This window comes from Clavibacter sp. VKM Ac-2872, from assembly GCF_015351105.1.
Classification (GTDB): Bacteria; Actinomycetota; Actinomycetes; order Actinomycetales; family Microbacteriaceae; genus Clavibacter.
In genome coordinates this window covers 548634-571892 of sequence record NZ_JADKRR010000001.1, presented here as the reverse complement: position 1 = coordinate 571892, position 23259 = coordinate 548634, and the positions used below count along the sequence as shown (strand labels likewise).

General features: G+C 74.3%; 25 protein-coding genes. 10 read left to right on the top strand and 15 right to left on the bottom strand.

Annotation, left to right across the window (positions count from 1 at the left end):
- Window positions 1-107: 107 nt before the first annotated feature.
- Window positions 108-1010 (top strand): LysR family transcriptional regulator, encoded by a 903-nt coding sequence (locus ITJ40_RS02815; protein WP_194665644.1) that lies wholly within the window; start codon window positions 108-110, stop codon window positions 1008-1010.
- A gap of 75 nt (window positions 1011-1085) precedes the next feature.
- Here ITJ40_RS02815 and ITJ40_RS02810 read toward each other — a convergent pair whose 3' ends face one another.
- The 4 genes from ITJ40_RS02810 to ITJ40_RS02795 all read right to left on the bottom strand — a co-directional run bounded on the left by ITJ40_RS02810 (window position 1086) and on the right by ITJ40_RS02795 (window position 5103).
- Entirely contained in the window at window positions 1086-1868 is a 783-nt protein-coding gene (locus ITJ40_RS02810; RefSeq protein ID WP_194665643.1) for a copper resistance CopC family protein, read from the bottom strand.
- Window positions 1865-2629 (bottom strand): YcnI family protein, encoded by a 765-nt coding sequence (locus tag ITJ40_RS02805; RefSeq protein WP_194665642.1) that lies wholly within the window; start codon window positions 2627-2629, stop codon window positions 1865-1867. The genes ITJ40_RS02810 and ITJ40_RS02805 overlap by 4 nt, the downstream gene beginning before the upstream one ends.
- 177 nt (window positions 2630-2806) lie before the next feature.
- The gene (locus ITJ40_RS02800) at window positions 2807-3466 is read right to left on the bottom strand and encodes a hypothetical protein (RefSeq protein WP_194665641.1); all 660 of its coding nucleotides are present in this window, start codon (window positions 3464-3466) and stop codon (window positions 2807-2809) included.
- A gap of 71 nt (window positions 3467-3537) precedes the next feature.
- On the bottom strand, window positions 3538-5103 hold the full coding sequence (locus ITJ40_RS02795) for a glycoside hydrolase family 68 protein (RefSeq protein ID WP_194665640.1): 1566 nt from the start codon (window positions 5101-5103) through the stop codon (window positions 3538-3540).
- 268 nt (window positions 5104-5371) lie between these two features.
- On the opposite strand from ITJ40_RS02795, the gene ITJ40_RS02790 reads away from it, so the two are divergent.
- Window positions 5372-7012 carry a glycoside hydrolase family 32 protein gene (locus ITJ40_RS02790; protein WP_194665639.1) on the top strand — a complete coding sequence of 547 codons (1641 nt, stop codon included), beginning with the start codon at window positions 5372-5374 and terminating at the stop codon, window positions 7010-7012.
- A gap of 55 nt (window positions 7013-7067) precedes the next feature.
- Here the strand turns inward: ITJ40_RS02790 and ITJ40_RS02785 are convergent, their stop codons facing one another.
- The 3 genes from ITJ40_RS02785 to ITJ40_RS02775 form a co-directional block, all read right to left on the bottom strand.
- Window positions 7068-7529, bottom strand: coding sequence for a MarR family winged helix-turn-helix transcriptional regulator (locus ITJ40_RS02785; RefSeq protein ID WP_194665638.1), 462 nt, complete (start codon window positions 7527-7529; stop codon window positions 7068-7070).
- Between the two features lie 66 nt (window positions 7530-7595).
- On the bottom strand, window positions 7596-8045 hold the full coding sequence (locus ITJ40_RS02780) for a VOC family protein (RefSeq protein WP_194665637.1): 450 nt from the start codon (window positions 8043-8045) through the stop codon (window positions 7596-7598).
- 98 nt (window positions 8046-8143) lie between these two features.
- Window positions 8144-9097 carry an aldose 1-epimerase family protein gene (locus ITJ40_RS02775; protein ID WP_194665636.1) on the bottom strand — a complete coding sequence of 318 codons (954 nt, stop codon included), beginning with the start codon at window positions 9095-9097 and terminating at the stop codon, window positions 8144-8146.
- A gap of 75 nt (window positions 9098-9172) precedes the next feature.
- Here ITJ40_RS02775 and ITJ40_RS02770 point away from each other — a divergent pair, with 75 nt between their 5' ends.
- Entirely contained in the window at window positions 9173-9973 is an 801-nt protein-coding gene (locus ITJ40_RS02770) for a thioredoxin domain-containing protein (protein ID WP_194665635.1), read from the top strand.
- Window positions 9974-10000: 27 nt separating this feature from the next.
- Here ITJ40_RS02770 and ITJ40_RS02765 read toward each other — a convergent pair whose 3' ends face one another.
- On the bottom strand, window positions 10001-10966 hold the full coding sequence (locus tag ITJ40_RS02765; RefSeq protein WP_194665634.1) for a DNA-3-methyladenine glycosylase: 966 nt from the start codon (window positions 10964-10966) through the stop codon (window positions 10001-10003).
- A 65-nt stretch (window positions 10967-11031) separates the two neighbouring features.
- Between ITJ40_RS02765 and ITJ40_RS02760 the strand changes: the two genes are divergently transcribed.
- On the top strand, window positions 11032-11532 hold the full coding sequence (locus ITJ40_RS02760) for a pyridoxamine 5'-phosphate oxidase family protein (RefSeq protein ID WP_194665633.1): 501 nt from the start codon (window positions 11032-11034) through the stop codon (window positions 11530-11532).
- 10 nt (window positions 11533-11542) lie between these two features.
- Here ITJ40_RS02760 and ITJ40_RS02755 read toward each other — a convergent pair whose 3' ends face one another.
- Window positions 11543-12250 carry a nucleoside/nucleotide kinase family protein gene (locus tag ITJ40_RS02755; protein ID WP_194665632.1) on the bottom strand — a complete coding sequence of 236 codons (708 nt, stop codon included), beginning with the start codon at window positions 12248-12250 and terminating at the stop codon, window positions 11543-11545.
- A 38-nt stretch (window positions 12251-12288) separates the two neighbouring features.
- On the opposite strand from ITJ40_RS02755, the gene ITJ40_RS02750 reads away from it, so the two are divergent.
- The 6 genes from ITJ40_RS02750 to ITJ40_RS02725 all read left to right on the top strand — a co-directional run bounded on the left by ITJ40_RS02750 (window position 12289) and on the right by ITJ40_RS02725 (window position 16985).
- Entirely contained in the window at window positions 12289-13314 is a 1026-nt protein-coding gene (locus ITJ40_RS02750) for a 6-phosphofructokinase (protein WP_015489331.1), read from the top strand.
- Between the two features lie 68 nt (window positions 13315-13382).
- Window positions 13383-13775: a hypothetical protein gene (locus tag ITJ40_RS02745; RefSeq protein ID WP_194665631.1), complete on the top strand. Its 393-nt coding sequence runs from the start codon at window positions 13383-13385 to the stop codon at window positions 13773-13775.
- A gap of 66 nt (window positions 13776-13841) precedes the next feature.
- Window positions 13842-14867: an MDR family oxidoreductase gene (locus ITJ40_RS02740; RefSeq protein ID WP_194665630.1), complete on the top strand. Its 1026-nt coding sequence runs from the start codon at window positions 13842-13844 to the stop codon at window positions 14865-14867.
- Between the two features lie 83 nt (window positions 14868-14950).
- Entirely contained in the window at window positions 14951-15343 is a 393-nt protein-coding gene (locus ITJ40_RS02735; RefSeq protein WP_194665629.1) for a DUF1304 domain-containing protein, read from the top strand.
- Window positions 15344-15420: 77 nt separating this feature from the next.
- Complete coding sequence (locus ITJ40_RS02730) at window positions 15421-16080, top strand: heme oxygenase (biliverdin-producing) (protein ID WP_194665628.1); 660 nt, start codon at window positions 15421-15423, stop codon at window positions 16078-16080.
- 83 nt (window positions 16081-16163) lie between these two features.
- Complete coding sequence (locus tag ITJ40_RS02725; RefSeq protein ID WP_194665627.1) at window positions 16164-16985, top strand: DNA/RNA non-specific endonuclease; 822 nt, start codon at window positions 16164-16166, stop codon at window positions 16983-16985.
- Between the two features lie 4 nt (window positions 16986-16989).
- Here ITJ40_RS02725 and ITJ40_RS02720 read toward each other — a convergent pair whose 3' ends face one another.
- From ITJ40_RS02720 to hemQ, 6 genes are all read right to left on the bottom strand, one after another.
- Window positions 16990-18357 carry a glutamate-1-semialdehyde 2,1-aminomutase gene (locus ITJ40_RS02720; RefSeq protein ID WP_194665626.1) on the bottom strand — a complete coding sequence of 456 codons (1368 nt, stop codon included), beginning with the start codon at window positions 18355-18357 and terminating at the stop codon, window positions 16990-16992.
- A gap of 83 nt (window positions 18358-18440) precedes the next feature.
- Complete coding sequence (hemB, locus tag ITJ40_RS02715; RefSeq protein ID WP_194665625.1) at window positions 18441-19421, bottom strand: porphobilinogen synthase; 981 nt, start codon at window positions 19419-19421, stop codon at window positions 18441-18443.
- Window positions 19418-20257 (bottom strand): uroporphyrinogen-III synthase, encoded by an 840-nt coding sequence (locus ITJ40_RS02710; RefSeq protein ID WP_194665624.1) that lies wholly within the window; start codon window positions 20255-20257, stop codon window positions 19418-19420. The genes hemB and ITJ40_RS02710 overlap by 4 nt, the downstream gene beginning before the upstream one ends.
- Entirely contained in the window at window positions 20254-21240 is a 987-nt protein-coding gene (hemC, locus tag ITJ40_RS02705; protein WP_194665623.1) for a hydroxymethylbilane synthase, read from the bottom strand. Before hemC ends, ITJ40_RS02710 begins: the two co-directional genes overlap by 4 nt.
- The gene (locus tag ITJ40_RS02700; RefSeq protein WP_194665622.1) at window positions 21237-22487 is read right to left on the bottom strand and encodes a ferrochelatase; all 1251 of its coding nucleotides are present in this window, start codon (window positions 22485-22487) and stop codon (window positions 21237-21239) included. Before ITJ40_RS02700 ends, hemC begins: the two co-directional genes overlap by 4 nt.
- Window positions 22487-23257, bottom strand: coding sequence for a hydrogen peroxide-dependent heme synthase (hemQ, locus tag ITJ40_RS02695; protein ID WP_228511745.1), 771 nt, complete (start codon window positions 23255-23257; stop codon window positions 22487-22489). The genes ITJ40_RS02700 and hemQ overlap by 1 nt, the downstream gene beginning before the upstream one ends.
- Window positions 23258-23259: the final 2 nt, after the last annotated feature.

Genomic DNA, 23259 nt, shown 5'->3' with positions numbered 1-23259 from the left:
CCCAGTGTGCGACCATGCTCTCATCGGATGCGCTGAACGTTTCCGATGATCATCGTGCGGTCCTGCCGATGATTCCATGCTCGCCTGGGATCCCGCGGGAGGCGCACGTGCTCGAGATGCGACGGCTGCGGCTCCTGCGCGAGCTCAAGCTCCGCGGCACGATCGGCGCGGTCGCCGACGCGCTCTCGTTCAGCCCGTCGTCGGTGTCGCAGCAGCTGTCGCAGCTGGAGCGCGAGGCGGGCGTGCCGCTGCTGCGCCGCGTCGGCCGGCGGGTGGTGCTCACGCCGCAGGCCGAGATCCTCGTGGAGCACACGACCGCGCTGCTCGAGCGGCTGGAGCGCGCCGAGACCGAGGTGAACGCGTCGCTCGCGAACGTGTCCGGCACCATCCGCGTGGCGGCGTTCCAGTCGGCGCTGCTCGCGCTGGTGCCGCCCGCGCTCACGATCCTCCGCGACGACTACCCGGACCTCCGGGTCGAGATCACGATGCGCGAGCCCGAGTCGGGCCTGCACGACGTGTGGGCGCGCGACCACGACCTCGTCATCGCGGAGCAGTACCCGGCGCACGCGGCGCCGCGGCCGGCCGACCTCGACCGCGAGGAGCTGTGCGTGGATCCGCTCCGCCTCGGCCTCCCGCCCGGTCGCGACGACGTGCGCTCGATCTCCGACGCCCGCCGCCTGCCGTGGGTGATGGAGCCCGCCGGCACGGCGTCGCGCCACTTCGCCGAGCAGGTGTGCCGGGTCGCGGGCTTCGAGCCGGACGTCCGGTACGTGACGGCCGACCTGCAGGCGCACATCGACCTGGTGCGCGGCGGGCACGCGGCCTCCGTGCTGCCCGATCTCGTGTGGGCCGGCCGCGAGCCCGACGTGCGGCTGATCGGCCTGCCCGGCTCGCCGCGGCGCACGGTGTTCACGTCGTCGCGCGTGGGCAGCCTCGACCGGCCGGGGATCCGCGCCTGTCGCGACGCCCTGGCCCGCGCCGTCGAGGTGATGGGGCCGGGCGCGGGCTGATCCGCGGTGCCCCGGGGACGACGACGGGCCCGGATCCCCGGGAGGATCCGGGCCCGTCGGCCGGCGACGCGCGGGTCAGGCGTCGGGTGGGCCGCCCACGCGCGGTGCGCCGGCCTCCCCCGCCGCAGCCGCCGCGGCCGGCTTCCGCCGCCCGGTCACCACGATGAGGACGACGGCGGCCGCCGCGAGCACGACGATCCCGATGCCCACGCCGACGATGACGCCGAGGTAGGGCGCCAGGCCCTGCTCCTGCCCGGCCGCGGTGCCCGGGTCGGCGGCGGACCCGGCGGCCCCGCCTGAGGAGGTCGCGCCGGATCCGGCGGCCCCCTCCGCGGCGGCCGCGCAGCCCGGGCCGGAGGCCGTCCCCGCGGAGGGCGTCGCGCCCGCGGGCGCCTGGTACGTGAACGCGATCGAGTCGGAGACCGGGTGCCCGTCGGCCGAGACCACGCGCCACGTGACCGTGTACTGCCCGGATCCGCCGAGCGCGACCGGCACCGAGACGGTGCGCCCGGAGTTCACGGCGCAGCCGGTCTCGAAGTGCGTGCCCTGCGCGTCCGGGCCCGTCACCTGCACGATGGACGAGCCGCCCGGCGTGCCGAGGTCGAGGATCACGTCGTTGAAGGTCAGCGTGACCTCCGCCGGCGCGGCGTCGATGGTGGATCCGGCCGCGGGCGAGCTCGACACGAGGTAGTCGTGCGCGGACGCCGACAGCGCGCCGTCGGGCCCGCTCCCCTGCGCCAGTCCGGCGAGCGCGAACGCGCCCGTCGCGAGCGCCGCGCCCGCGACCGCCGCGGCGAGCCGCCGACGGGTCGTCGACGCGCGCACGCTGCGGGCCGGGATCCGCTCGCCGGGCGTCACGCCTGGCCGCCGCCCTCGCGGCGCACGCGGGTGAGGGCGAAGACCGCGACCACGAGGGCCACCGCGCCGAGGGCGAGGCCGCCCACGCCGAGGCCGACCGCGACCGCGCTGCTCGTGGCGCCGGTGTCGGCGGACGCCGTCGTGACGGTCGCGTCGGGCGCCGCGGTGGTCGTCATCGCGCTCATGGAGTCGGCGGGCGGGGCGTCGTCCACGTAGAGCGTGGGCGCGGGGTGCTCCGGCTCCTCGCCGGAGGCCGGGGTGGCCTGGTCCCAGTCGACGACGGATCCGTCGGAGTAGCCCTGGTGCGCGGGGAGCATGATGCTGCCGGTGTCGGGCACGGGACCGACCGAGACCGTGAAGCGCTGGAACTCGCCGGCCTTGATGCCCACGCCGTCGTCGGCGGTCCAGGTGACCTCGATGGGCGCGTCCGTGATGGTGGCGTCGTCCGTCTTCACCGGGGTGTCGAGCTTCTCCGTCGTGACCTTCGCGGTCCAGCCGGGCACGGGCTCGGTGGAGAGGCTCGAGAACGGGGTGTCCTTGGGCAGGTCGACGGTGACGCTCGTGGTCGTCGCGGTCGCCGACTCGGTGGGCACCTTGAAGGTCAGCGTGCTGTAGCTGCCTGCGGCCGCCTGGTCGGGCGAGACGCGCACGTGCGCGGAGGCCGCGAGCGGCACGGCGACGGCGAGCGCGACGCCGCCGATGAGCGCGGTGGCCGAGCGGAGGATCCGACGGCGGGAGGTGGAGGGGGATGAGGTGGTCATTCGCTGGTGTCCTGTTCCGGGCCGCGCGGGGCGGCCCCGGGAGCGGACGCGGCGGTGCCGACGTCCGGTGAGGGAGAGAGAGGGGGGGGCGGGCCGATGCGCGGGCATCGCGTCCGCGGCGCGAGCGGTCTCGCGCGGTGGGCCGGGATCCGCGGGGCGCGGGATCCGGCCGGCGCGTCAGGCGGCGGCGAGCGCGTGTCCGCGCGGCGGGCCGCGGTGCCGGAGGCGCCCGAGGCGCGCGCAGAGGTCGCGCAGCGCGAGCGGCGCGCGGGCGGCCCGGGCGAGCGCCGTGGTGCGGCGCCCCTCGGGACGGAGGAACGGGATCGCGAGCGCGCGCACGACGCCGAGCGCGGAGGCGGCGACGAGCGCGCGGATGGCCGCCTCGCCGTGCCGCAGCGCGAGGACGGTGACGACCAGCGCCGCGCCGTGCGAGAGGAGCATGGCGGGGTCGAGCGCGCCCGATGCTCCGGCGGCGGACGCGGCGGCCGGGTCGAGGCCGGGGAGCGCGAGCACGGCGGCACCGTGCCCCATGCCCGCGTGCGGATCCGCCGCGACGGCGGCGCCTGACGCGTCGCCCGCCGCCGTGAACAGGCCGTGGAAGAGCAGCTGGCTGACGCCCACCGCGGCGACGAGGCGCCACAGGGCCGTGCGGGTGCCGGCGAGCGCGATGGCCGCGAGCGACGCGAGCGCCAGCCCGAACGCCACGACGCCCCACGACGGAGCGGCCCCGCCGCCGGCCTCGTGGAAGAGGGCGGCCACGAACGTGGCGGTGGTGGATGCGGCGAGCCCCCGGATCACGCGCTGGACACGCGGCGGGATCGGGGACGGGGCAGGCATCGAGGGAAGTGTAGATGAGCGGCCAGGGAGGACGCGGCGACGGCGGGAGGACGCCGTCGCCGCGCCTGGCCCTACTGGGGCGGGTGCGCCGGGTCGTAGACCCGGGTGGTCGGGATGTCGGCGTACCCGCCGAGCCCGCCCTCGCCGTAGCCCCGGTCGAGCTTCGAGGTGTCGCCGTCGAACTCCAGCTTCACCGTCGGCCCGAGCGTCCCGCCGCGCCGGAAGGACTCCTTCGAGCCGACGGCGTCGATGAACGACTCCACCAGCCCGCCCGGGAGGATGTAGCTCGAGTACGCCTGGAACGCGCCCGGCGTCTGGTTGTAGTCGGGCGCGTACGCGGTGCCGCCGGCGTAGTTGAGGTTCGTCGGATTGCCGAGCACGAGGCCGGATCCGCCGTTCATGGGCTTGTAGTCGCTCCGCAGACCGTTGCCCACGAAGCCGTACACGCCCTCGGGGCCGTCGATGCCGTTCGCGAAGGTCGACCGGTGGCTGATCGTGAACAGGTAGTGCTTGCCGTTCTCGATCATCACCTCGGGCCGCTCGGTCTGGTCGGTGACGCACGCCGACTCGAGCAGCGGATCGAGGTAGTGCCACTTGGTGAGGTCGGCGTCGTCCGCGACCGCGAGGCCGATGGACGCCATCTGCAGGTTGGCGCCGGTGGCGGTGACCTCCTTCGGGTCCTCCGCCGCCGGATCGCCCGGCCGGTAGCCGAGGTCGGTCGCGTCGCACTGCTGCTCGCCGCGCTTGCCGGCGACGTTGGCCTCGAACACCATGTACGTCTTGCCGGGGTGGTCCGGATCCGTGAACGTGAACGGGTCGCGGAAGTTCACGAACGGGTTCTGGTCCTTCGTCTGGTACCGCTGCCCGTCGGGGCGCAGCAGCGGGGTCACCGTCTCGAAGCCGGCGACCTTGACCGCGCCGTCCGTCTTCTCGATGCGCCCCTGGCTGAGCGAGATGACGGGGTCGGCGGGCTTCACGTCCTGCCCCTTCGCGTCGCGGTAGAACGCCACGTCGGTGAAGAACAGCTTGACCGTGCCGTCGGCCATGATCCGCGCGGATCCCGACCACTCGGCCTGCTGCGTGAACGACTGGTCGGGGAACACCCCGTCCGTGACGCCGTCCTCGAACACGTTCCCCTGGTAGGTCCAGCCGCCGTTCTCGGGCCGCTGCTCCGCCGGGATCCCGGTGGGCCTGGTGAAGTAGCCGATCTTCGCGGCCGTGTGCCGGTCGTCGAACGACAGCGTGCGCGGGGCCGTGAGCGCGAAGATCACGTCGTAGCCGTCGACGCTGTAGGTCTGGCCGGACGAGTCCGTGAGCGGCCAGGTGTCCCACACGAACGCCTTGTCGGTCATGCTCGGGAAGTCCTGCGGCACCTGCGGCATGGTGAGCGCGTCCGGCATGGAGTTCGTCCGGGGCGCCGCGGACGGGTCGGACAGCTTCGCGATCTGCTTGGCGTCCGCGCGGGTCCAGTGGGCCGTGAAGTCGTCCTCCGGCGCGTACGCCTTCTGGGTGTGCACGGTGGGCCGCGGCGGCGTCGTGCCCGCGGCTTGGGCGGATCCGCCGGCGAGCAGCGCGGACGCCACCACCAGGGTCGCCGCAGCGGACGCGGACAGCCCGCGCCTGATTCTCTTGGTCACCTGTTCTCACTCTCGTTCTCGTATCGATGAGTCCGATCGCGACGCGCGGTGCACGCTCCCCCGGTCTGGGAGCCTAGGGGGTGATCGGGTCCCGGCGCGCCCCCGGACGGGGTCGGCACCGGATCCCGGGCGTGTCCCTCGAATGGGGTGGACGCGGCCCGGTTCGACCTGTACGGTCGCCGGATCGGTCGTGCGGCGGTGCATGCTCTCCCGCTCCGCTCCGCCACCCGTCTGCCCCCGAACGCCCCACCGCGAGGAGACCGACGACATGACCGCTCCACCGTCGCCACCGCCTGCCGCGGGCGTCGCGCCTCGATGGCGCGACCGCATCCGAACCCTCGCCCGCCGTCACCGCCGCGCCCTCCTCGTGGCCGTCGCGATCCTCCTGGTCGCCGCCCTCGTCGTGGCCGTGCGCGGCATCACGGGCGCCGACCGCGGGCCGGTCGCGCCCCCGCCGCCCGCGCCCCGCGCCGCCGACGACGGCATCCACATCCGCCCGTCGGGCGAGTTCATGAACGACCCGCAGCGCCCCTTCCTGCTCGACGGCGTCTGGCACGCCTACGCGCTCGTCAACGTCGACCACCCGGGCGGGAACGGATCCGCGTGGCGCCACTACACGTCCGCCGACATGGTCACGTGGCACGACGAGGGCATCGCCGTCGACAAGTACGACACCCCGCTCGGCGACGCGGAGACCGGCAGCGTCGTGGTCGACACCGGGAACACGTCCGGCCTCGGCGCGGGCACGGTGATCGCGATCCTCACGCAGCAGTCCGAGGGCGTGCAGCGGCAGTCCCTCTACTACTCCACCGACGGCGGCTACCGGTTCCGGCCGTACGCGGGGAATCCCGTCCTGGACAACCCGGGCGGCCCCGACTTCCGCGACCCCAAGGTGGTGTGGGACGGCGAGCACGGGCGGTGGAGCATGGCGCTCGCGGAGGGCACGCGGATCGGCTTCTACACGTCACCGGACCTCATCCACTGGACCTACCGCTCCGACTTCGCGCGCGACGACCTCGGCACGCTCGAGACGCCGGACGTCTTCCCCATCACGAGCGCGGACCACCCCGACCGCGTCCGCTGGGTCCTCGGGGTCGGCGCGGACGGCGCCCGCCAGGGCCGCGGCACGGGGTACGCGTACTGGGTCGGCGACTTCGACGGCGAGCGCTTCACGACCGACGACGACGCGCCGCGCTGGCTCGACCAGGGCGCCGACCTCTACGCGGGGGTCACCTGGGCGGATCCGACCGGCGGCGCCGCGCCCACCCGCCGCTACGCGATGGGCTGGACGAGCAGCTGGCAGTACGCGGACCGGCTGCCGCTGCGGGACGGCGGCGCGGGCGGCGGCCAGTCGCTGGTGCGCGAGCTGCGGCTGGTGGAGGACGGCGCGGGCTGGGCGCTGCGCTCGGCGCCCCTCGACGCCCTCGCCGCACGCGAGGGCGATGCCCGCGCCATCCCGGACGCGCGCGTCGACGCCGCGACCCCGCTCGCCGAGTCACCCCGCGGCCCCTCGCGCCTCCGCCTCACGCTCACGCCCGACCCGGCGGATCCCGCGCGCGAGACCCGCGTGCGCCTCGCCTCCCCCGAGGGCGGCACCGTCACGGTCGGCTACGACGCGGCCAGGCGCCAGGCGTTCGTCGTGCGCGACGACGACCCGGACGGGATCATGCCGGACGCCTACGACCGGCCCGCCACGGCGCCGCTGCCCGATGCGGCGCCCGCGGATCCGGTGACCCTGGACCTCGTCCTCGACGACCGCACCCTGGAGGCCTTCGTCGACGGTGACGCGGCCGTCCTCACGACCGCGACGGTCGGCACGCTCGACGGCGCGGCCCTCTCCGTGGAGGCCGTGGACGGCACGACGCGCGTCACCGACGCGAGCTGGGCGCCCTTCGACGTCGGGCGCTGATCACCCGTGCAGCCGATGCGCGCCCGCTCGCGGGTCGATGCGGCCGCGTGCCGGATCAGGCCGCGGCGTCGTCCTCCGCGAGCGCGCCCGTGAGCCGCCCCACCACGTCGTCGAGCGCGTCGCGCAGGGCCTCGAGCTCGTCCACGGTCATGCCGGTGCGTGCCGCGGCCCGCGCGGGCACGTCGACCGCGCGGCCGCGGAGCTCACGGCCGGCGTCCGTGAGGGAGACCACCACGACGCGCTCGTCCACGGCGCTCCTGGCCCGGTCGACGAACCCGGCCCCCTGCAGGCGCTTGAGCAGCGGGGTGATCGTCGCCGGCTCGAGCTGCAGGGTGGATCCGAGGTCCGAGACCGAGCGGTCGTCCCGCTCCCACAGCGCCAGCATCACGAGGTACTGCGTGTGCGTGAGGCCGAGGGGCTCGAGGATCGGCCGGTATACGGCGACCACGGTGCGGGCGGCGACCACCGCCTGGAAGCAGACCTGGCTCTCGAGCGCCAGCGGGTCCGTCGTCGTCATCGCGTCCTCCTCGGCCGGTGCGGTGCGCGGTTCGGCACTAGAGGAAATTGTAGGCACGCGCGCGGATCAACCCGCGGCGACGAGCTCCACGTTGATGTCGTCGGGGTCCTGCACCGAGAGGATCGACATGCCCGTGGGGAAGTCCATGACCTCGCCGTGGGCGATGCCGCGCTCCTCGAACAGCGCCGCCGCGCGCACGAGGTCGTCGCGCGAGCCCACCTGGAGGCTCACGTGGTCGAGTCCGCGGGACGCGGGGTCGAACGCGGCGCCGTCGCCCGAGATCGGGCGGAGGCCGAGCAGCTGCGAGCCCACGCCGTAGATGACGCCGCCGAAGTACTGCGCGGGATCCTCGCGCACGGCGGGATCGCTCGCGTCGCCCTCGCTCTCGATGGCGGGGGTGAGGCCCAGCACGCCCTCGTAGAAGGCGCGCGAGCGGCCGAGGTCGGTGACGGAGAGGCGCACGTGGTGCACGCCGGTGATGGAGTCGAGGGCGGTGGTCGCGCTGGTGTCGGTCATGCTCCGACGCTAGGACGGTCGGCGCCGGGCGTCCCGGGCCGCTTCGGTTTCCGACCACGGGCTCCCGGGGGCGTCCGGAGGCGACGACCGCGCACGGGTCAGTCGTGCAGGTCGATGCCCCAGGTGCCCGACCACTCGGATCCGGGCGCGAGCGTGATGAGGCCATCGCCCGAGTTGAACGCGTCGGCCGGCGCCGTCATCGGCTCCACCGCGACGGCCCACACGTGGCCGTCGGCGACGGGGTACCACGGCGTGACGAAGACCTGCCAGTAGGTGAACTCGCCGTCGGCCCAGATCTCGGTGCGCCGGCCGTCGGGCGCCTGGACGCCGTGGCGGGTGACGCCGTCGACCACGCGGGCGTCGGCCCACGCGTCGTCGAGCTGCGCGTCGCGCACGCGCACGCCCTGGCGCAGGTCGAAGCGCGTGCCGTCGACCGGGGTCTGGACGCCCGTGGGGTTGAGGCGCACGGGATCCACCTCGATGTGGGTGGGCGCGTCGATGACGACCTCGAGCTCCTCCGTGGGCACGTCCCCCACGCGGAGGAAGGGGTGCGTGCCGACGGCGACGGGCGCATCGGCGTCGCCGACGTTGCGGATCACATGCGTCACGCGGACGCCGGAGCCCGTGAGCTCGTAGCGCACGCTCGTCTCGAGGGCGAAGGGGTAGCCGTGCTGGGGGTGCACGTCGGCGGCGAGCGTCACCGAGACCTCGTCCCGCTCCACGAGGCGGTACGGCGCGTGCTGGAGCAGCCCGTGGATCGCGTTCTCGCGGTCGACCTCGGTGATGTCGAGCTGGTGGGTGACGCCGTCCTGCTCCCAGATGCCGTCGCGGATCCGGTTGGGCCAGGGCGCGAGCACGACGCCGCTGCAGAAGGGGGGCCGCGCGTGGTCCGGGTAGGACTGGACGAGGTCCGTGCCGTCGACCTGGAGCACGCGGAGCGCGGCGCCGACCTCGGCGACGACGATGCGCTGGGTGCGGCCGTCCACCTCCGCGGTGAGCTCGTGCTGCTGGCCGGTGGGGAGGCGGGGTACTTTCGTCACGTCGTCGGGCACGCGCCGAGCCTATCCATACGCAGCGCTGTGGCGCCTCCCAGGGGCGCGGGCATGCGGATCCCTAGGATCGTGGCCATGGCCCGGCATGAGAACGAGAAGGTACGCGCGATCCGCGAGAAGGCACGCATCGAGAGGGCCCTCGACGACCGGCGCCGCAAGCGCCGCCGCCTCATCGCCCAGTTCTCCGTCGCGGGTGGCCTCGTCATCGTGATCGCGGCCATCGCCGGCGGCGTCTACCTGCTCGGGCAGTCCCAGGCGGCGAGCGCCGCGGGCCCCTCCCAGGACACGACCGCGGCGCTGTCCACGGGCGACCAGGTGCGCATCGCGACCGAGCCCACCGGCGTCAGCGTGGGCGCGGCCGACGCCCCCGTCACCATGGACGTGTACGAGGACTACTCGTGCCCCCACTGCGCGCAGTACGAGGCCGAGACCGGCCCGCTGCTCGACCGGATCGCCGCCACGGGCCAGGTGCGCATCGTCTACCACCCCATCCAGATCGTCACGAAGTACGGGGTCGTCGCGGGCAGCGCCGCCGCGTGCGTGCTCGCCGAGGAGCCCGACAAGTGGCCTGCCGTGCACTCGGCCCTGTTCGACAACCACTCCACCATCACCGACTCCTGGACCCACGCCGACTTCGTCACCTGGCTCACCACGCAGGGCGTCACGGCGGACGCGGCGCGCACGTGCGTGGCCGAGGGGAAGTACTCGTCGTGGATCACGAGCAACACCTCGGACGCGACCTCGGCGGGCGTCACGGGCACCCCGACCCTGCGGGTCCAGGGCGACATCATCACGACCGTCGCCGGCCAGGACCTCGTGGACGCGCTCACGAAGGCGGGCGCGCAGCTGCCCGACGGCATCGCGGCCGACAGCTGATCCGCGGACGCAGGGCCGCCGCGTCGCTCAGTGCGCGCGGTGGTCCTGCACCGTCATGCGCGGGCCGAACCGGGGCTTCCGGAACCCGCTCGACTCGATGAGGCGCATCACCCGCTGACGCTGTCCGCGCCACGGCTCGAGCAGCTCGAGCATCCCGTCGTCGTCCACCGCGTGGCCGGCGAGCGCCCATCCCACGGTGTCGTGCACGTGGTAGTCGCCGACGCTGACGGAGTCGGGATCGCCGTGGGCGCGCTGCGTGGTCTCGGCCGCCGTCCAGATCCCCACCCCCGGGATCGACCGCAGGCGCCGCGTGATCTCGTCGCTCCCCCGCCCGAGCGCGAGCGTGCGCTCGAGGCCCGCCGCCGAGGTCGCGACCGCGATGAGCGTGCGCGACCGCTTCGGATCCACGCCCGCGCGGTGCCACTCCCACGACGGGATGAGCCGCCAGCGCTCAGGCGACGGCAGCACGCGCATGCCGACGGGCACGGGGCCGGGCGCGGGCTCGCCGTGCGCGAGGATCAGCTGCCGCCACGCCCGCCTGGCCTCGAGCCCGGTGACCTTCTGCTCGAGCACCGCGGACGCCATGGCCTCGAACACGTGGTTCGTGCGCATCAGCCGGAGCGCGGGCAGGCGGCGGTGCGCGTCGCGGAGGAGGGGATGCGCGGAGACGTCGAGGTCGGACCAGTCGTCGCCCTCGCCGAGGAGCTCCGGCACGCCCGCGATCGCCCACTCGGCGCCGGGGCCCCAGGCGCGCGCCTCGACCCCGCCGTCGGGGCGCGGGTCCAGCCGCAGCGACGCGTTCCCGAGGGGCGTCCGGGCCGTGCGCCAGACGCCGACGCGGCGGGATCCGGGCGGGGCGGCGTCCCAGCGGCAGGTCGGATCCACGACCCCGCGGAACAGCGGACGCAGCACGAGCCGGAGGTCGACCTCGCGGTCGGGGAGGTAGGCGGTGCGCGCGTCGGGGGCCGTCACCTCCGTTCCGCCCTGGTCCATCCCCTCAGGGTACGCACGGCCGCCGACCCTCCCCGGCCCCGTGCAGCGCGCGTAGCGTCGGCCGCATGACCGACACCACGAACGACCACCAGGACGACCGCGAGCGCGTCGCCGAGCTCGTGAAGAGCGCCCGCATCGCGCTGCTCACCACCGTCAACGCGCACGGCCAGCTCGTCAGCCGCCCGCTCGCCAGCCAGGAGCGCGACTTCGACGGCGACCTCTGGTTCTTCACGCAGGACCCGAGCGACAAGACCGCCGAGATCTGCGCGAGCGACCAGGTGAACGTGTCGCTGCAGTCCGGCGACGGGTTCCTCTCCATCGCCGGCACCGCGGAGATCACGCGCGACCGCGCCCGCATCGACGAGCTGTGGTCGACGGGCGCCGAGGCGTGGTTCGAGGACGGCAAGGACGACCCGACCGTCGCGCTGATCCGCGTGCACGCCGACGCCGCCGAGTACTGGTACCAGGACACCCCGAAGCCGATCGCGCTCATCAAGTACGCCAAGGCCGCGATCACGGGCGAGCGCCCGAAGGACGTCGGGGAGCACGGCACCGTCGAGCTCTGATCCGCGGCCGCTAACGGGCGGACGCCTCCGGGACGCCCGCGGCCGTGCCGTCCACCACGAGGTCGGCGCGGCCGCGCGTGCCCTCGATCAGCACCGCGTTCGCGCCGTCCACGTCGCGGGCCCACGCCGCCGCCGCGTCGGGATCGCGCCCGCCGGCCGTGTGCCGGTCGACCAGGCGCGAGAAGCGCGCGTCGGCGGGGGTCTCGCAGAACCACGCCTCGTCCACCTCCGCGCGCAGCAGCCCCCATGGCTCGTCGTCGACGAGCAGGTAGTTGCCCTCGATCACGACGAGCCGCGTGGCGGGATCCACCGCGACGGCGCCCGCCACGCCCTCGTCGACCGCCCGGTCGAACGACGGCGCGTAGACGACGTGGTCGGTTTCCCCGCGGAGGCGCCGCACGAGGGCGAGCACGCCCCAGCCGTCGAACGTGTCGATCGCGCCCTTGCGGTCGTGGCGGCCCAGCCGGTCGAGCGTCGCGTTGGCGAGGTGGAAGCCGTCCATGGGCACGCACACGGCGGTGCCGCGGCCCGCCAGCGCCTCGACGCGCGCGACGAGCGCCCGCGCGAGGGTCGTCTTGCCGGCGCCGGGGCTGCCCGCGAGGGCGAGGATCGCGCGTCGGTCGTCGCGGACGAGGCCGAGGGCGCGACGCGCGAGGCGGTCGAGGTCGCCCGTGGCGGGCGAGGCGGCGGTCGGGCGGCCGTCGGGTGCGGTGTCCATCCGGCCAGTCTCGCGGACCCGTGCCCCATGATGGACGTGTGCGCATCGGAATCCTCACCTCAGGCGGAGACTGCCCCGGACTCAACGCGGTCATCCGCGGGGCGGTGCTCAAGGGAACGACCATCCACAAGCAGGAGTTCGTGGGCTTCCGCGACGGCTGGCGGGGCGTCGTCGACGGCGACGTCATGCCGCTCGCGCGCCGCGACATCCAGGGCATCGGCAAGCAGGGCGGCACGATCCTCGGCACCAGCCGCACGAACCCGTTCGAGGGCGACGGCGGGGTCGAGCGGATCCAGGAGAACCTCGACCGCCTCGGCATCGACGCGATCCTCGCCATCGGCGGCGAGGGCACGCTCGCGGCCGCCAAGCGACTGACGGACGCGGGCCTCAAGATCGTCGGCGTCCCCAAGACCGTCGACAACGACCTCGACGCGACCGACTACACGTTCGGCTTCGACACCGCCGTGCAGATCGCGACCGACGCCATGGACCGCCTCCGCACCACAGGCGACTCGCACAGCCGCTGCATGGTCGCCGAGGTCATGGGCCGGCACGTGGGCTGGATCGCGCTGCACTCCGGCATGGCCGCGGGCGCGCACGCGATCCTCATCCCCGAGCAGAAGACGAGCATGGACGAGATCATCGGGTGGGTCCGCTCGGCCTACGACCGCGGGCGCGCGCCGCTCGTCGTCGTCGCGGAGGGCTTCATCCCCGAGCACGCGTCCGATGCCCACGGCGAGCGCGGGCTCGACGCCTTCGGTCGCCCGCGGCTCGGCGGCATCGGCGAGCAGATCGCGCCCATCATCGAGGAGCGCACGGGCATCGAGACGCGTGCCACCACCCTGGGTCACATCCAGCGCGGCGGCACCCCGTCGTCGTACGACCGCGTGCTCGCCACGCGCCTCGGCCTCGCCGCGGTCGACAGCGTGCGCGACGGACACTGGGGCCGCATGGTCGCGCTCCGCGGCACCGACATCGTGCACGTCGGCTTCGAGGAGGCGCTCGGCCGCCTGAAGACCGTGCCGCAGCACCGCTACGACGAGGCCGCGATCCTCTTCGGCTGATCCCGGGCGGGCGCTCACCCCGGGGAATCCGCCCGCGGCCCACCCGTCCGCCGTGGCAGCATCGCGCGATGAGTTTCGTACTGGGAGCCTGGCTCAACCGGCGATACACGCGCCTGCCGTCGAGCATGGTGCTCGGAGGCATCCCCGGGGTCGCGATCATCGTGATGGAAGCGTCCTCGAGCACCACCAAGGCTCCGTCCCACTTTGTCCTGCTCTCGATGGTGATGCTCGTGCAGACGATCACCTACCCGCTGGCCCGCGAGGCGTGGTTCCGGCTCACGCAGCCGATGCGAGAGGGCCTCGGCTCGTGGACGATCCCCCTTCTGCTGGTGCCCGTGGTGTTCGCCCTCCGCTTCTATGTCTACGTCGTCATCTGGGCGTTCGCGGTCCCCCTGGGAGTCGCGGGATTCGTGTACCTCGCCGTGGGCGAACGTGCGGGTCGTGGGTGGCGCCTCTCCTAGGCGTGCGGGAGAGGGGCCGCCCCTCCTCTCTGTCGACGTCTGGCCTCCCGGGCGTAGCGTGACGGCATGACGTACCGCGCGCTCGTGGCCGAGCAGACCGTCGCCGACGACGGCACGACAGGCATCGAGGTCGCGCTGCGCGACCTCCCCGACGAGCGGGCGACGGGCGGTGCGGCGGGCCCCGGCGACGGGGAGGTCGCGCTCGACGTCCTCTTCTCGAGCGTCAACTACAAGGACGGCATGCTGCTCGGCGGCCGGCCCGGCATCGCGCGCACCAGCCCGCTCGTCGCCGGCATCGACGCGGTCGGCACGGTCGCGGCGAGCGGATCCGACGCCGTCGCCCCCGGCGACCTGGTGGTGCTGAACGGCGCCGGCCTGGGCGAGAGCCGCGACGGCGGGCTGGCCGAGCGCGTGCGCGTCCCGGCGGCGGCGCTCGTGCGCGTGCCCGACGGCATCTCCGCGGCCCGCGCCGCCGCCATCGGCACCGCCGGCTTCACGGCGATGCTCGCGGTGCTCGCGCTCGAGCGCGGCGGCGTGGAGCCCGGATCCGGCGACGTGCTCGTCACGGGCGCGGGCGGCGGGGTCGGATCCATCGCCGTGGCCCTCCTCGCGCGCCTCGGCCACCGCGTGGTCGCCTCGACCGGGCGCGTCGACGAGCTCGGCGACCGGCTGCGCGCGCTGGGCGCCGCCGAGGTGATCGACCGCTCCGAGCTCGGCGAACCGGGGAAGCCGCTGCAACGCATCCGCTGGGCCGCCGCGGTCGACAGCGTCGGCAGCGCGACCCTGGTCAACGTGCTCGCGCAGACCCGCTGGGGCGGGGTCGTCACGGCGGCCGGCCTCGCGCAGGGGCCGGACCTGCCCGGCACGGTCCTCCCCTTCATCCTCCGCGCCGTGACGCTCGCGGGCATCAACTCGGTCGAGGCGCCCGCCGCGATGCGGCAGGAGGCGTGGGCCCGGCTCGCGACCGACCTCGACCCCGCGCTCCTCGACGCGATCACCACGACCGTGCCGCTCGACGGCGCGATCGCCGCGGGCGAGCGGATCCTCGCGGGTGCCTCGAGCGGACGCGTCGTGGTCGACGTCCGCGCCTAGCACCCGCCGACGCGGCACGCTGCGGGCGTCCGCCGCGCGCTACCCTGGGCCGACGCGGCACGGTGCCGCCAGAGCGAGGGATCATGACCGCAGTAGCCGCCACCGGGACCATCTTCGTCGGGCTCGCGGCCGTGCTGCACGCGTTCTTCTTCCTCCTCGAGAGCGTCTGGTTCGAGAAGCCGTTCGCCTGGAAGCGCTTCGGCGTCGCCGACCAGGAGAAGGCCCTCATCATCAAGCCGTGGGCGTACAACCAGGGCTTCTACAACCTCTTCCTCGCGCTCGGCGCCGGCCTCGGGCTGATCCTCTACTTCGTCGGCAACGTGCCCGCCGGCCTCACGCTCGTGCTGTTCACGACCGCGTGCATGGTGCTGGCCTCGATCATCATCGCGAGCACGGGCAAGAAGTACCTCATCCCCGCGCTCGTCCAGGGCGTGCCGCCGCTGCTCGGCCTCGTCTTCTTCGCCGCCGCCTCCTGAGGCGTCGCCGGCCGACCGGATCGTGACCGCCGCCCCCTTCCGCGCGAGCGGCAGATGAGGTTAGGCTCACCTACATCATGACCGTCGTCCCCCTCACCGAGGCCCTCCGCGATCGGGCACGACCGCGCTCCGAGGCGACCGACGCAGACGAGTTCATGACCGCGCTCGTCACCGGCCGCGGCTGCCGCGACGACTACGTGGCCCTCGTCGCGCAGCACTACTTCATCTACCGCGCCATCGAGCAGGCGACCGAGCGCATGGCGGCGGATCCCGTGGCCGCCCGCTTCATCAACCCGCGCCTCACGCGCCTGCCCGCCATCGAGGCCGACCTCGACTTCCTCGTCGGGCCCGACTGGCGCGACGTGATCCGGCCGCTCGCGAGCACCGCCGCGTACGTCGAGCGGATCGAGCGGGTCGCCTCGGTCTGGGTCGGCGGCTTCGTCGCGCACCACTACACGCGCTACCTCGGCGACCTGTCCGGCGGCCGGCTCCTGCGCTCGCTCCTGCAGCGCCAGTTCGGCTTCGAGACCAACGGCGTCGGCCTGTACCTCTTCGCGGAGATCGCCGAGCCGCGCCGCTTCTGCAGCACCTACCGAGAGGCGCTGGACCAGGCGCCCTGGGACGACGAGGAGCGCGCCCGCGTCGTCGCCGAGGTCGAGCACGCGTACCGGCTCACCACGGACGTGTTCGCGGAGCTCGCGCGCGGCCGCGCCACCGCTCCTCTCCGCCGGGCCTGATCCGAGCCGACCGTCGTCCGCCGGCCCCGGGCGTCCACCCGGCCGGCCGGTCGGGCGTCCGAGCCCGGGCATAGGCTCCGGGCATGGACGGCTACGACCTCGACTTCCTGCCCATCGCCCTCCCCCTCCCGGAGGCCCCGGCCGACGCGCGGCCCGTGCGGCTCGACTACCTGCACTTCACCGTGCTCATGGACACCGACCGGCGCCTCGCGGCCCTCACCGCCGTGAACATCGACGGCGCACGGCTCGTCGACGTGGAGCGCTCCGACGACTGGCACCTCGATCCGCGCCTGCCCGCCGAGCAGCAGTGCGGCCCCGAGCTCTACGCGCGCAACGACATCGACCGCGGGCACCTGGTCCGGCGGCGGGATCCCGTGTGGGGCGACATCGCCGAGGCGGCGCGTGCCAGCGCCGACACGTTCGTCTACACGAACGCGGCCCCTCAGGCGGCGCAGTTCAACCAGTCCAAGGAGCTGTGGCTCGGCCTCGAGGACTACGTGCTCGACAACGCCGACCTCGGCGACCGGCGCATGACGGTCTTCACCGGCCCCGTGTTCTCGGACGACGATCCTGTGTACCGCGGCGTGCGGATCCCGCTCATGTTCTGGAAGATCGCCGCCTGGGCGTCGGGCGACCGGCTCGCGGCCACGGCCTACCTGCTCGACCAGGCGCCGGAGCTCGGCGACCTCGACCGCGCGACCGCGACGGCGGACGCTCCCGAGCTCGGGCCGTACCGCACCTACCAGGTCGCCGTGTCGGAGATCGGCGCGCTCACGGGCTACGACGTGGCGCAGCTCGCCGCGGCCGACCGGCTCGGCGTCCCCGCGACCGCCCGGCCCGGCACGCCGACGGACGGGCGCGACGGCTGGGTCGAGCTGGAGCGGTACGCGGCGATCACGCTCTGACGGGCTACGCGGGCGGGGTCGCCGCCGCGGCCGCGCGGGCGGCGGCGGGGAGGGCGCGGATCACGCGGTCGAGCGAGGCCTCGTCCATGGCGGCCGACACGAACCAGGCCTCGAACACCGACGGCGGCAGGCTGACGCCCTGGTCGAGCATGGAGTGGAAGAAGGCGGGGTAGCGCCAGGTCTCCTGCGCCTGCACGGTCGCGTAGTCGGTGATGCCGTGCTCGGGCGGCGTGCCGAACGTGAAGCTGAAGAGGCTGCCCGCGCGCTGCACGGAGTAGGCGAGGCCGGCCCGGTCGAAGGCGAGCTGCACCGCGTAGATGAGGATGTCGGCCGCGATGTCGAGCGCGCGGTACACGTCGGCGTCGGCGAGGCGCAGCGTCGTGAGGCCCGCGGCGACCGCGACCGGGTTCCCCGACAGCGTGCCCGCCTGGTAGACGGGTCCGAGGGGCGCGAGGTGGTCCATCACGTCGGCCCGGCCGCCGAGCGCGGCGACGGGGAGGCCGCCGCCGATGACCTTGCCGTACGTGACGAGGTCGGGGGTCCAGGCGTCGGGGTGGTCGGCCGCGAGCCCGGCGTTGTCGAGGCCCCAGTACCCGGCCGGGTGCACGCGGAAGCCGGTGAGCACCTCGTCGGAGATGAGGAGGGATCCGTTGTCGTGGGCGATGCGCCCGAGCTCGGCGGTGAAGCCGGGCACCGGCGGGACGACGCCCATGTTCGCGGCGGCCGCCTCGGTGATCACGGCGGCGATGCGCGGGCCGTGCTCGGCGAACACGGCGCGCACGGCGCCGAGGTCGTTGTACGGCACCACGATGGTCTGGGCGGCGATGGCCTCGGGGATGCCCGCGGAGCCGGGCAGCGCGAGCGTCGCCACGCCGGAGCCCGCCTCGGCGAGGAGGCTGTCGGAGTGGCCGTGGTAGTGACCGGCGAACTTCACGAGGAGGTCGCGGCCCGTGAAACCGCGCGCGAGGCGGATCGCGGTCATGGTGGCCTCGGTGCCCGTGGACACGAGGCGCAGCTTCTCGATGGGGCGGCGGTCCGGGGATCCGTCGACGCCCGCGACCCGCACGCGCTCCGTGACGAGCTCGGCGAGCTCCGTCTCCGCGGGCGTGGTCGCGCCGAAGCCGAGTCCGAGGGCGGCGGCGTCCTGCACGGCCTGGACGACCTCGGGGCGGGCGTGGCCGAGGATGGCGGGGCCCCACGAGTTGACGAGGTCGACGTACTCGACGCCGTCGGCGTCGGTCACGTAGGGGCCGGCGGCCTTGACCATCATGCGGGGCGTGCCGCCGACGGAGCCGAAGGCCCGGACGGGCGAGTTCACCCCGCCGGGGATGACGTCGCGTGCGCGGTCGAAGAGGTCCTGGGAGTGGGTCACGATGATGTCCTTCGGTGCCGGGCGGGGAACCGCTCGGAAGGTGGGCCGGATGCGGGTCCGGCGAGGAGGAGGGGCGGCGCGGCTCAGCGCCGCGCGAGGCGCTCGGCGAGCTCGACGGCCCAGTAGGTGAGGATCGCGTCGGCGCCGGCCCGCTTGATGCCGAGGACGCTCTCCTCGATGGCCCGCTCGCGGTCGATCCAGCCGTTCTGCGCGGCGGCCTCGATCATCGCGTACTCGCCGGAGATCTGGTACGCCCAGACGGGCACGCTGCTGGTCGCGGCGACGTCGGCGAGGATGTCGAGGTAGCTCATGGCGGGCTTCACCATGACGACGTCGGCGCCCTCCTCGATGTCGAGCTCCACCTCGCGGAGGGCCTCGCGGCGGTTGCCGTTGTCCATCTGGTACGTGCGACGGTCGCCCTGGAGCTGCGAGTCGACGGCCTCGCGGAAGGGGCCGTAGAAGGCGCTCGCGTACTTCGCGGCGTAGGCGAGGATCGCGACGTCGTGGTGCCCGGCGTCGTCGAGGGCCTCGCGGACGGCGCCGACCTGGCCGTCCATCATGCCGCTGAGGCCGAGCAGGTGGGATCCCGCCTCCGCCTGGGCGAGGCCCATCGCGCGGTAGCGCTCGAGCGAGCGGTCGTTGTCGACCACGCCGTCGGCGTCGAGCACGCCGCAGTGGCCGTGGTCGGTGAACTCGTCGAGGCACAGGTCGGTCTGGACGACGATCGCGTCGCCGACCTCCTCCACCGCCACGCGCGTGGCGACGTTGAGGATCCCCTCGGGGTCGCTCGCGCCCGACCCCTCGGCGTCGCGCACGGACGGGACGCCGAACAGCATCACGCCGCCGATGCCCGCCTCGGCCGCCTCGACGACCGCGCGGCGCAGGCTGTCGAGCGAGTGCTGCGAGACGCCCGGCATCGACGTGATGGGCGACGCCTCGGTCAGCCCCTCGCGCACGAACATCGGCAGCACCAGGTCGGCCGCGTGCAGGCGCGTCTCGGCCGTGAGCCGGCGCATCGCCGGGGAGGTGCGGAGGCGGCGCGGGCGGTAGTAGGGGGAGGTCATTCGGTGGTGCTCCGATCGAGGAGGTCGGCGAGGCCGGTGAGCCCCGCCGTGTCGGCACGCGGCTCCTCGTGGCGGGCGATCTCGACCAGGGACTGGATGAGCGACGCGGCCGAGCGCTCGGAGGCGACCACGTCGACGCGCACGCCGGAGCGGCGCGCGTCCTTCGCGGTGCGCGGGCCGATGCAGGCGATGAGCACGCCGTCGGGCACGTCGCCCAGCTGCTCGTGCACCTGCTCCGCGACGCTGCCCGACGTGACGAGGATGGCGCGGACCCGGCCCGAGGTCACGTCCTCGCGGATCCGGTCGCTGACGGGCACGCCGACGGTCCGGTACGCGACGACCGAGCGGACGTCGTGCCCGCGCGCGATGAGCCCGTCGGTGAGGGTGGGCTTCGCGATCTCGGACCGGAGCGTGAGCACCCGGCGGCGCGGGGATCCGGCGGCCATCTCGGTCCACTCCTCGAGGAGGGCGGTGGCCGACGAGTCGATGGACGGCACGAAGTCGACCGTGTAGCCCGCGGCGACGAGGGCGGCGGCCGTGGTCTCGCCGACCGCCGCGATGCGCGTGCCCTCGGGCACCACGGCGCGGTGCGACGACAGCACGTCGACGGTGGTGGCGCTCGTCACGGTGAGCCAGTCGAAGGATCCCGCGGCGAGGTCGGCGAGCGCCGACTCGAGCGCCTGCGCGTCCTGCGTCGCGGCGAAGTTGATCATGGGCGCGACGACGGGCGTGGCGCCCTGCGCGCGGAGGTCGTACGCGACCCCGTCGCCCCACGGTCCGCCGCGGGGCACGAGCACGCGCCAGCCCTTCAGGGGCTTCTGGTCTGTCGAGGTCATCGGGTCCCTCCGAGCGGCGCGAGATCGGCCGCTCCGGCGTCGAGGAGCTCGCGGGACACGGGCCCCGAGAGCGCGGAGGCGGATGCGCCCAGCTGCGCGAGGTCGAGCCCCGCCGTGTCGAGCTCGTGGCTCGCGGCCATGCGCTGGGTGCCGTCGGGCCGGTAGACCACGGCGGTGAGGGCGAGGCGGGCGCTGGTGACGGTGGCCCAGGCGCCGATGGGCGCCGCGCACCCGGCCTCGAGCGCGGCGAGCACGCCGCGCTCCGCGAGGACGGCGGCGTGGGTGAACGGGTCGTCGACGGCCTCGACGGCGCGGGCGACGACCGAGTGGGTCTCGACGTCCTCCGTGCGGATCTCGAGCGCGAGCGCGCCCTGGCCGGGCGCGGTGGGCCAGCGGTCGAGCTCGAGGTGCTCGGTGGCGGCGGAGATCCGGTCGATGCGCTCGAGGCCCGCGGCGGCGAGGACCACGGCGTCGAGGTCGCCCGCGGTCACGCGCGAGAGGCGGGTGTCGATGTTGCCGCGGATGTCGACCACGTCGAGGTCCGGGCGCTCGGCGAGGATCTGCGCGCGGCGGCGCGGGGATCCGGTGCCGACGCGGGCTCCGCGCGGCAGGGTCGCGAGGGTGAGGCCGTCGCGCGCGCAGAGCACGTCGCGCGGATCCTCGCGCACCGGCACCGACGCGACCGTGAGGCCGGCGTACGGCGCCGTCGGCAGGTCCTTGAGCGAGTGGACCACGAGGTCGCACTCGCCGCGGAGGAGCGACTCCCGGAGCGCGCTGGCGAACACGCCCGTGCCGCCGAGGCTCGACAGCGACTCGCGCGACGTGTCGCCGTGCGTGGTCACGGGCACGAGCTCGACCTCGAGTCCCGACGCGCCGGTGATCTCCGCGGCGATCGCCCGCGTCTGGGCCAGGGCGAGCGCGCTCCCCCGGGTCCCGATGCGGAGCGTCGTCGCCGGAGCCGACGTCGTGGGACCGTCCGTCACGGTGCCAGCCCGGAGACGGCGGGCTTGAAGCCCAGCCGCACGTTCTCGCAGCAGCCCGGACGGCACACGTCGTACCAGGGTCCGAGGTCGGTCATGTGGGGGCGGTCGGCCGCCTTCACGCCGTCGCGGCGCTCCAGCACGAGGTCGATGAGGCCGTCCACGTACGCGGCGTGCACGCCCGGCGTGGGCACGCGCACCGAGTACAGTCCGTTCTCGGCGGCGGACTCGGTGGCCTCGTTGTCGAGGTCCCACTTCACCTCCATGTGGTCGCTCACGAAGCCGAGCGGCACGATCACGACGGCGCGGCGGCCCTGCGCGGGCAGCTCGCCGATCGCGTCGTTGACGTCGGGCTCGAGCCACGGCATCGAGGGCGGGCCGGAGCGGGACTGGTAGACGAGCTGCCACGGCACGTCCTGGTCGATGCCGAGCTCCTTCTTCACCTCGTGCATGACGACCTCGGCGACGGCCAGGTGCTGCGCCGCGTAGGCGCCGTCCTGGTCGAAGCCACGCTCGGCGGGGCCGGACTTGGAGGCGTCCGACGACGGGATGGAGTGCGTGGAGAAGAGGATCTCGACATCCGTCGCGAGGTCGACGGGCGCGCCCTCGGCCTCGAAGTGGGCGATCACGTCGCGGATCCCGTCGCGCGTGCCCTCGATGAACGGCGTGACGAAGCCCGGGTGGTCGAAGAACTGGCGCACCTTGTCGATGCGGACGACGCCCTGCAGCTGCGTGTCCTCGAGCGCGTCCGCGAAGTCCTCGCGGTACTGGCGGCAGGAGGAGTACGAGCTGTACGCGCTCGTGGCGACGGCGATGAGCTGGCGGTAGCCCTTCTCCTCGGCCTCGCGGAGCGCGTCGTTGAGGTACGGGCCCCAGTTGCGGTTGCCCCACAGCACGGGCAGGTCGATGCCGCGCTCGGCGAGGCGCGCCTCGAGGGCGGCCTTCAGCTCGCGGTTCTGCTCGTTGATGGGGCTGACGCCGCCGAACGCGCGGTAGTGGTGGGCGACCTCCTCGAGGCGCTCCTCCGGGATCCCGCGACCGGCGGTGACGTTGCGGAGGAACGGGATGACGTCGTCCTGGCCCTCGGGTCCGCCGAAGGAGGCGAGCAGGATGGCGTCGTACGCGACGGGCTCCTCGACGTGGGCGGGGCCCATCTTCGCGGCCTCGCTCGCGGCGGAGACGAGGGCGCCGGGCGCCCGCGGGGCGTCGGTGGCGGGGGCGGGCTTGCGACCCAGGTTCACTGCGGCCATTACTGGAGGACCTCCACGAGCTCGGCGGTGGTGATGCGGCGGCCCGTGTAGAACGGGACCTCCTCGCGCACATGACGGCGCGCATCCGTGTTGCGCAGGTCGCGCATCATGTCGACCAAGTCGACGAGCTCGTTCGACTCGAGCGGGAGGATCCACTCGTAGTCGCCGAGGCCGAACGACGAGACCGTGTTGGCGACGACGCTGCGGAAGGCCGCGCCCTGGCGGCCGTGCTGGGCGAGCATGCGCCCGCGCTCCTCGGGCGGCAGCAGGTACCACTCGTAGGAGCGGACGAAGGGGTAGACGCAGAGCCAGTCGCGCGGCTCCTCGCCCCGGAGGAAGCCGGGGACGTGGCTGCGGTTGAACTCGGCGTCGCGGTGGACGCCCGCGGCGCTCCACGACGGGATCAGCGCGCGGATGAGGCGCGCGCGGCGGATCTCGCGGAAGGCCCACTGCAGGCTCTCCATCTGGGGGCCGTGGATCCAGACCATGAGGTCGGCGTCCGCGCGCATGCCCGAGACGTCGTAGAAGCCGCGGACGGTGACGCCCTCGGCCTCGACGATGTGGACGATGCCGTCGAGCTCGTCGACGGCGCCCGGGACCTCGCGGCCGTCGAGGTCGTCGGGGCGGGCGGGATCGCGGCGGAGGACGGCCCAGAGGGCGTAGCCGCTGGGGGATGCCTCGGGGGTGGACCCGTCGTCAGGACGGGCCTCTCCGGGGGACTCGATCGGGGGGACCTGAGATGCCGCCGACTCGGCAGCCGGGATGCTCATGA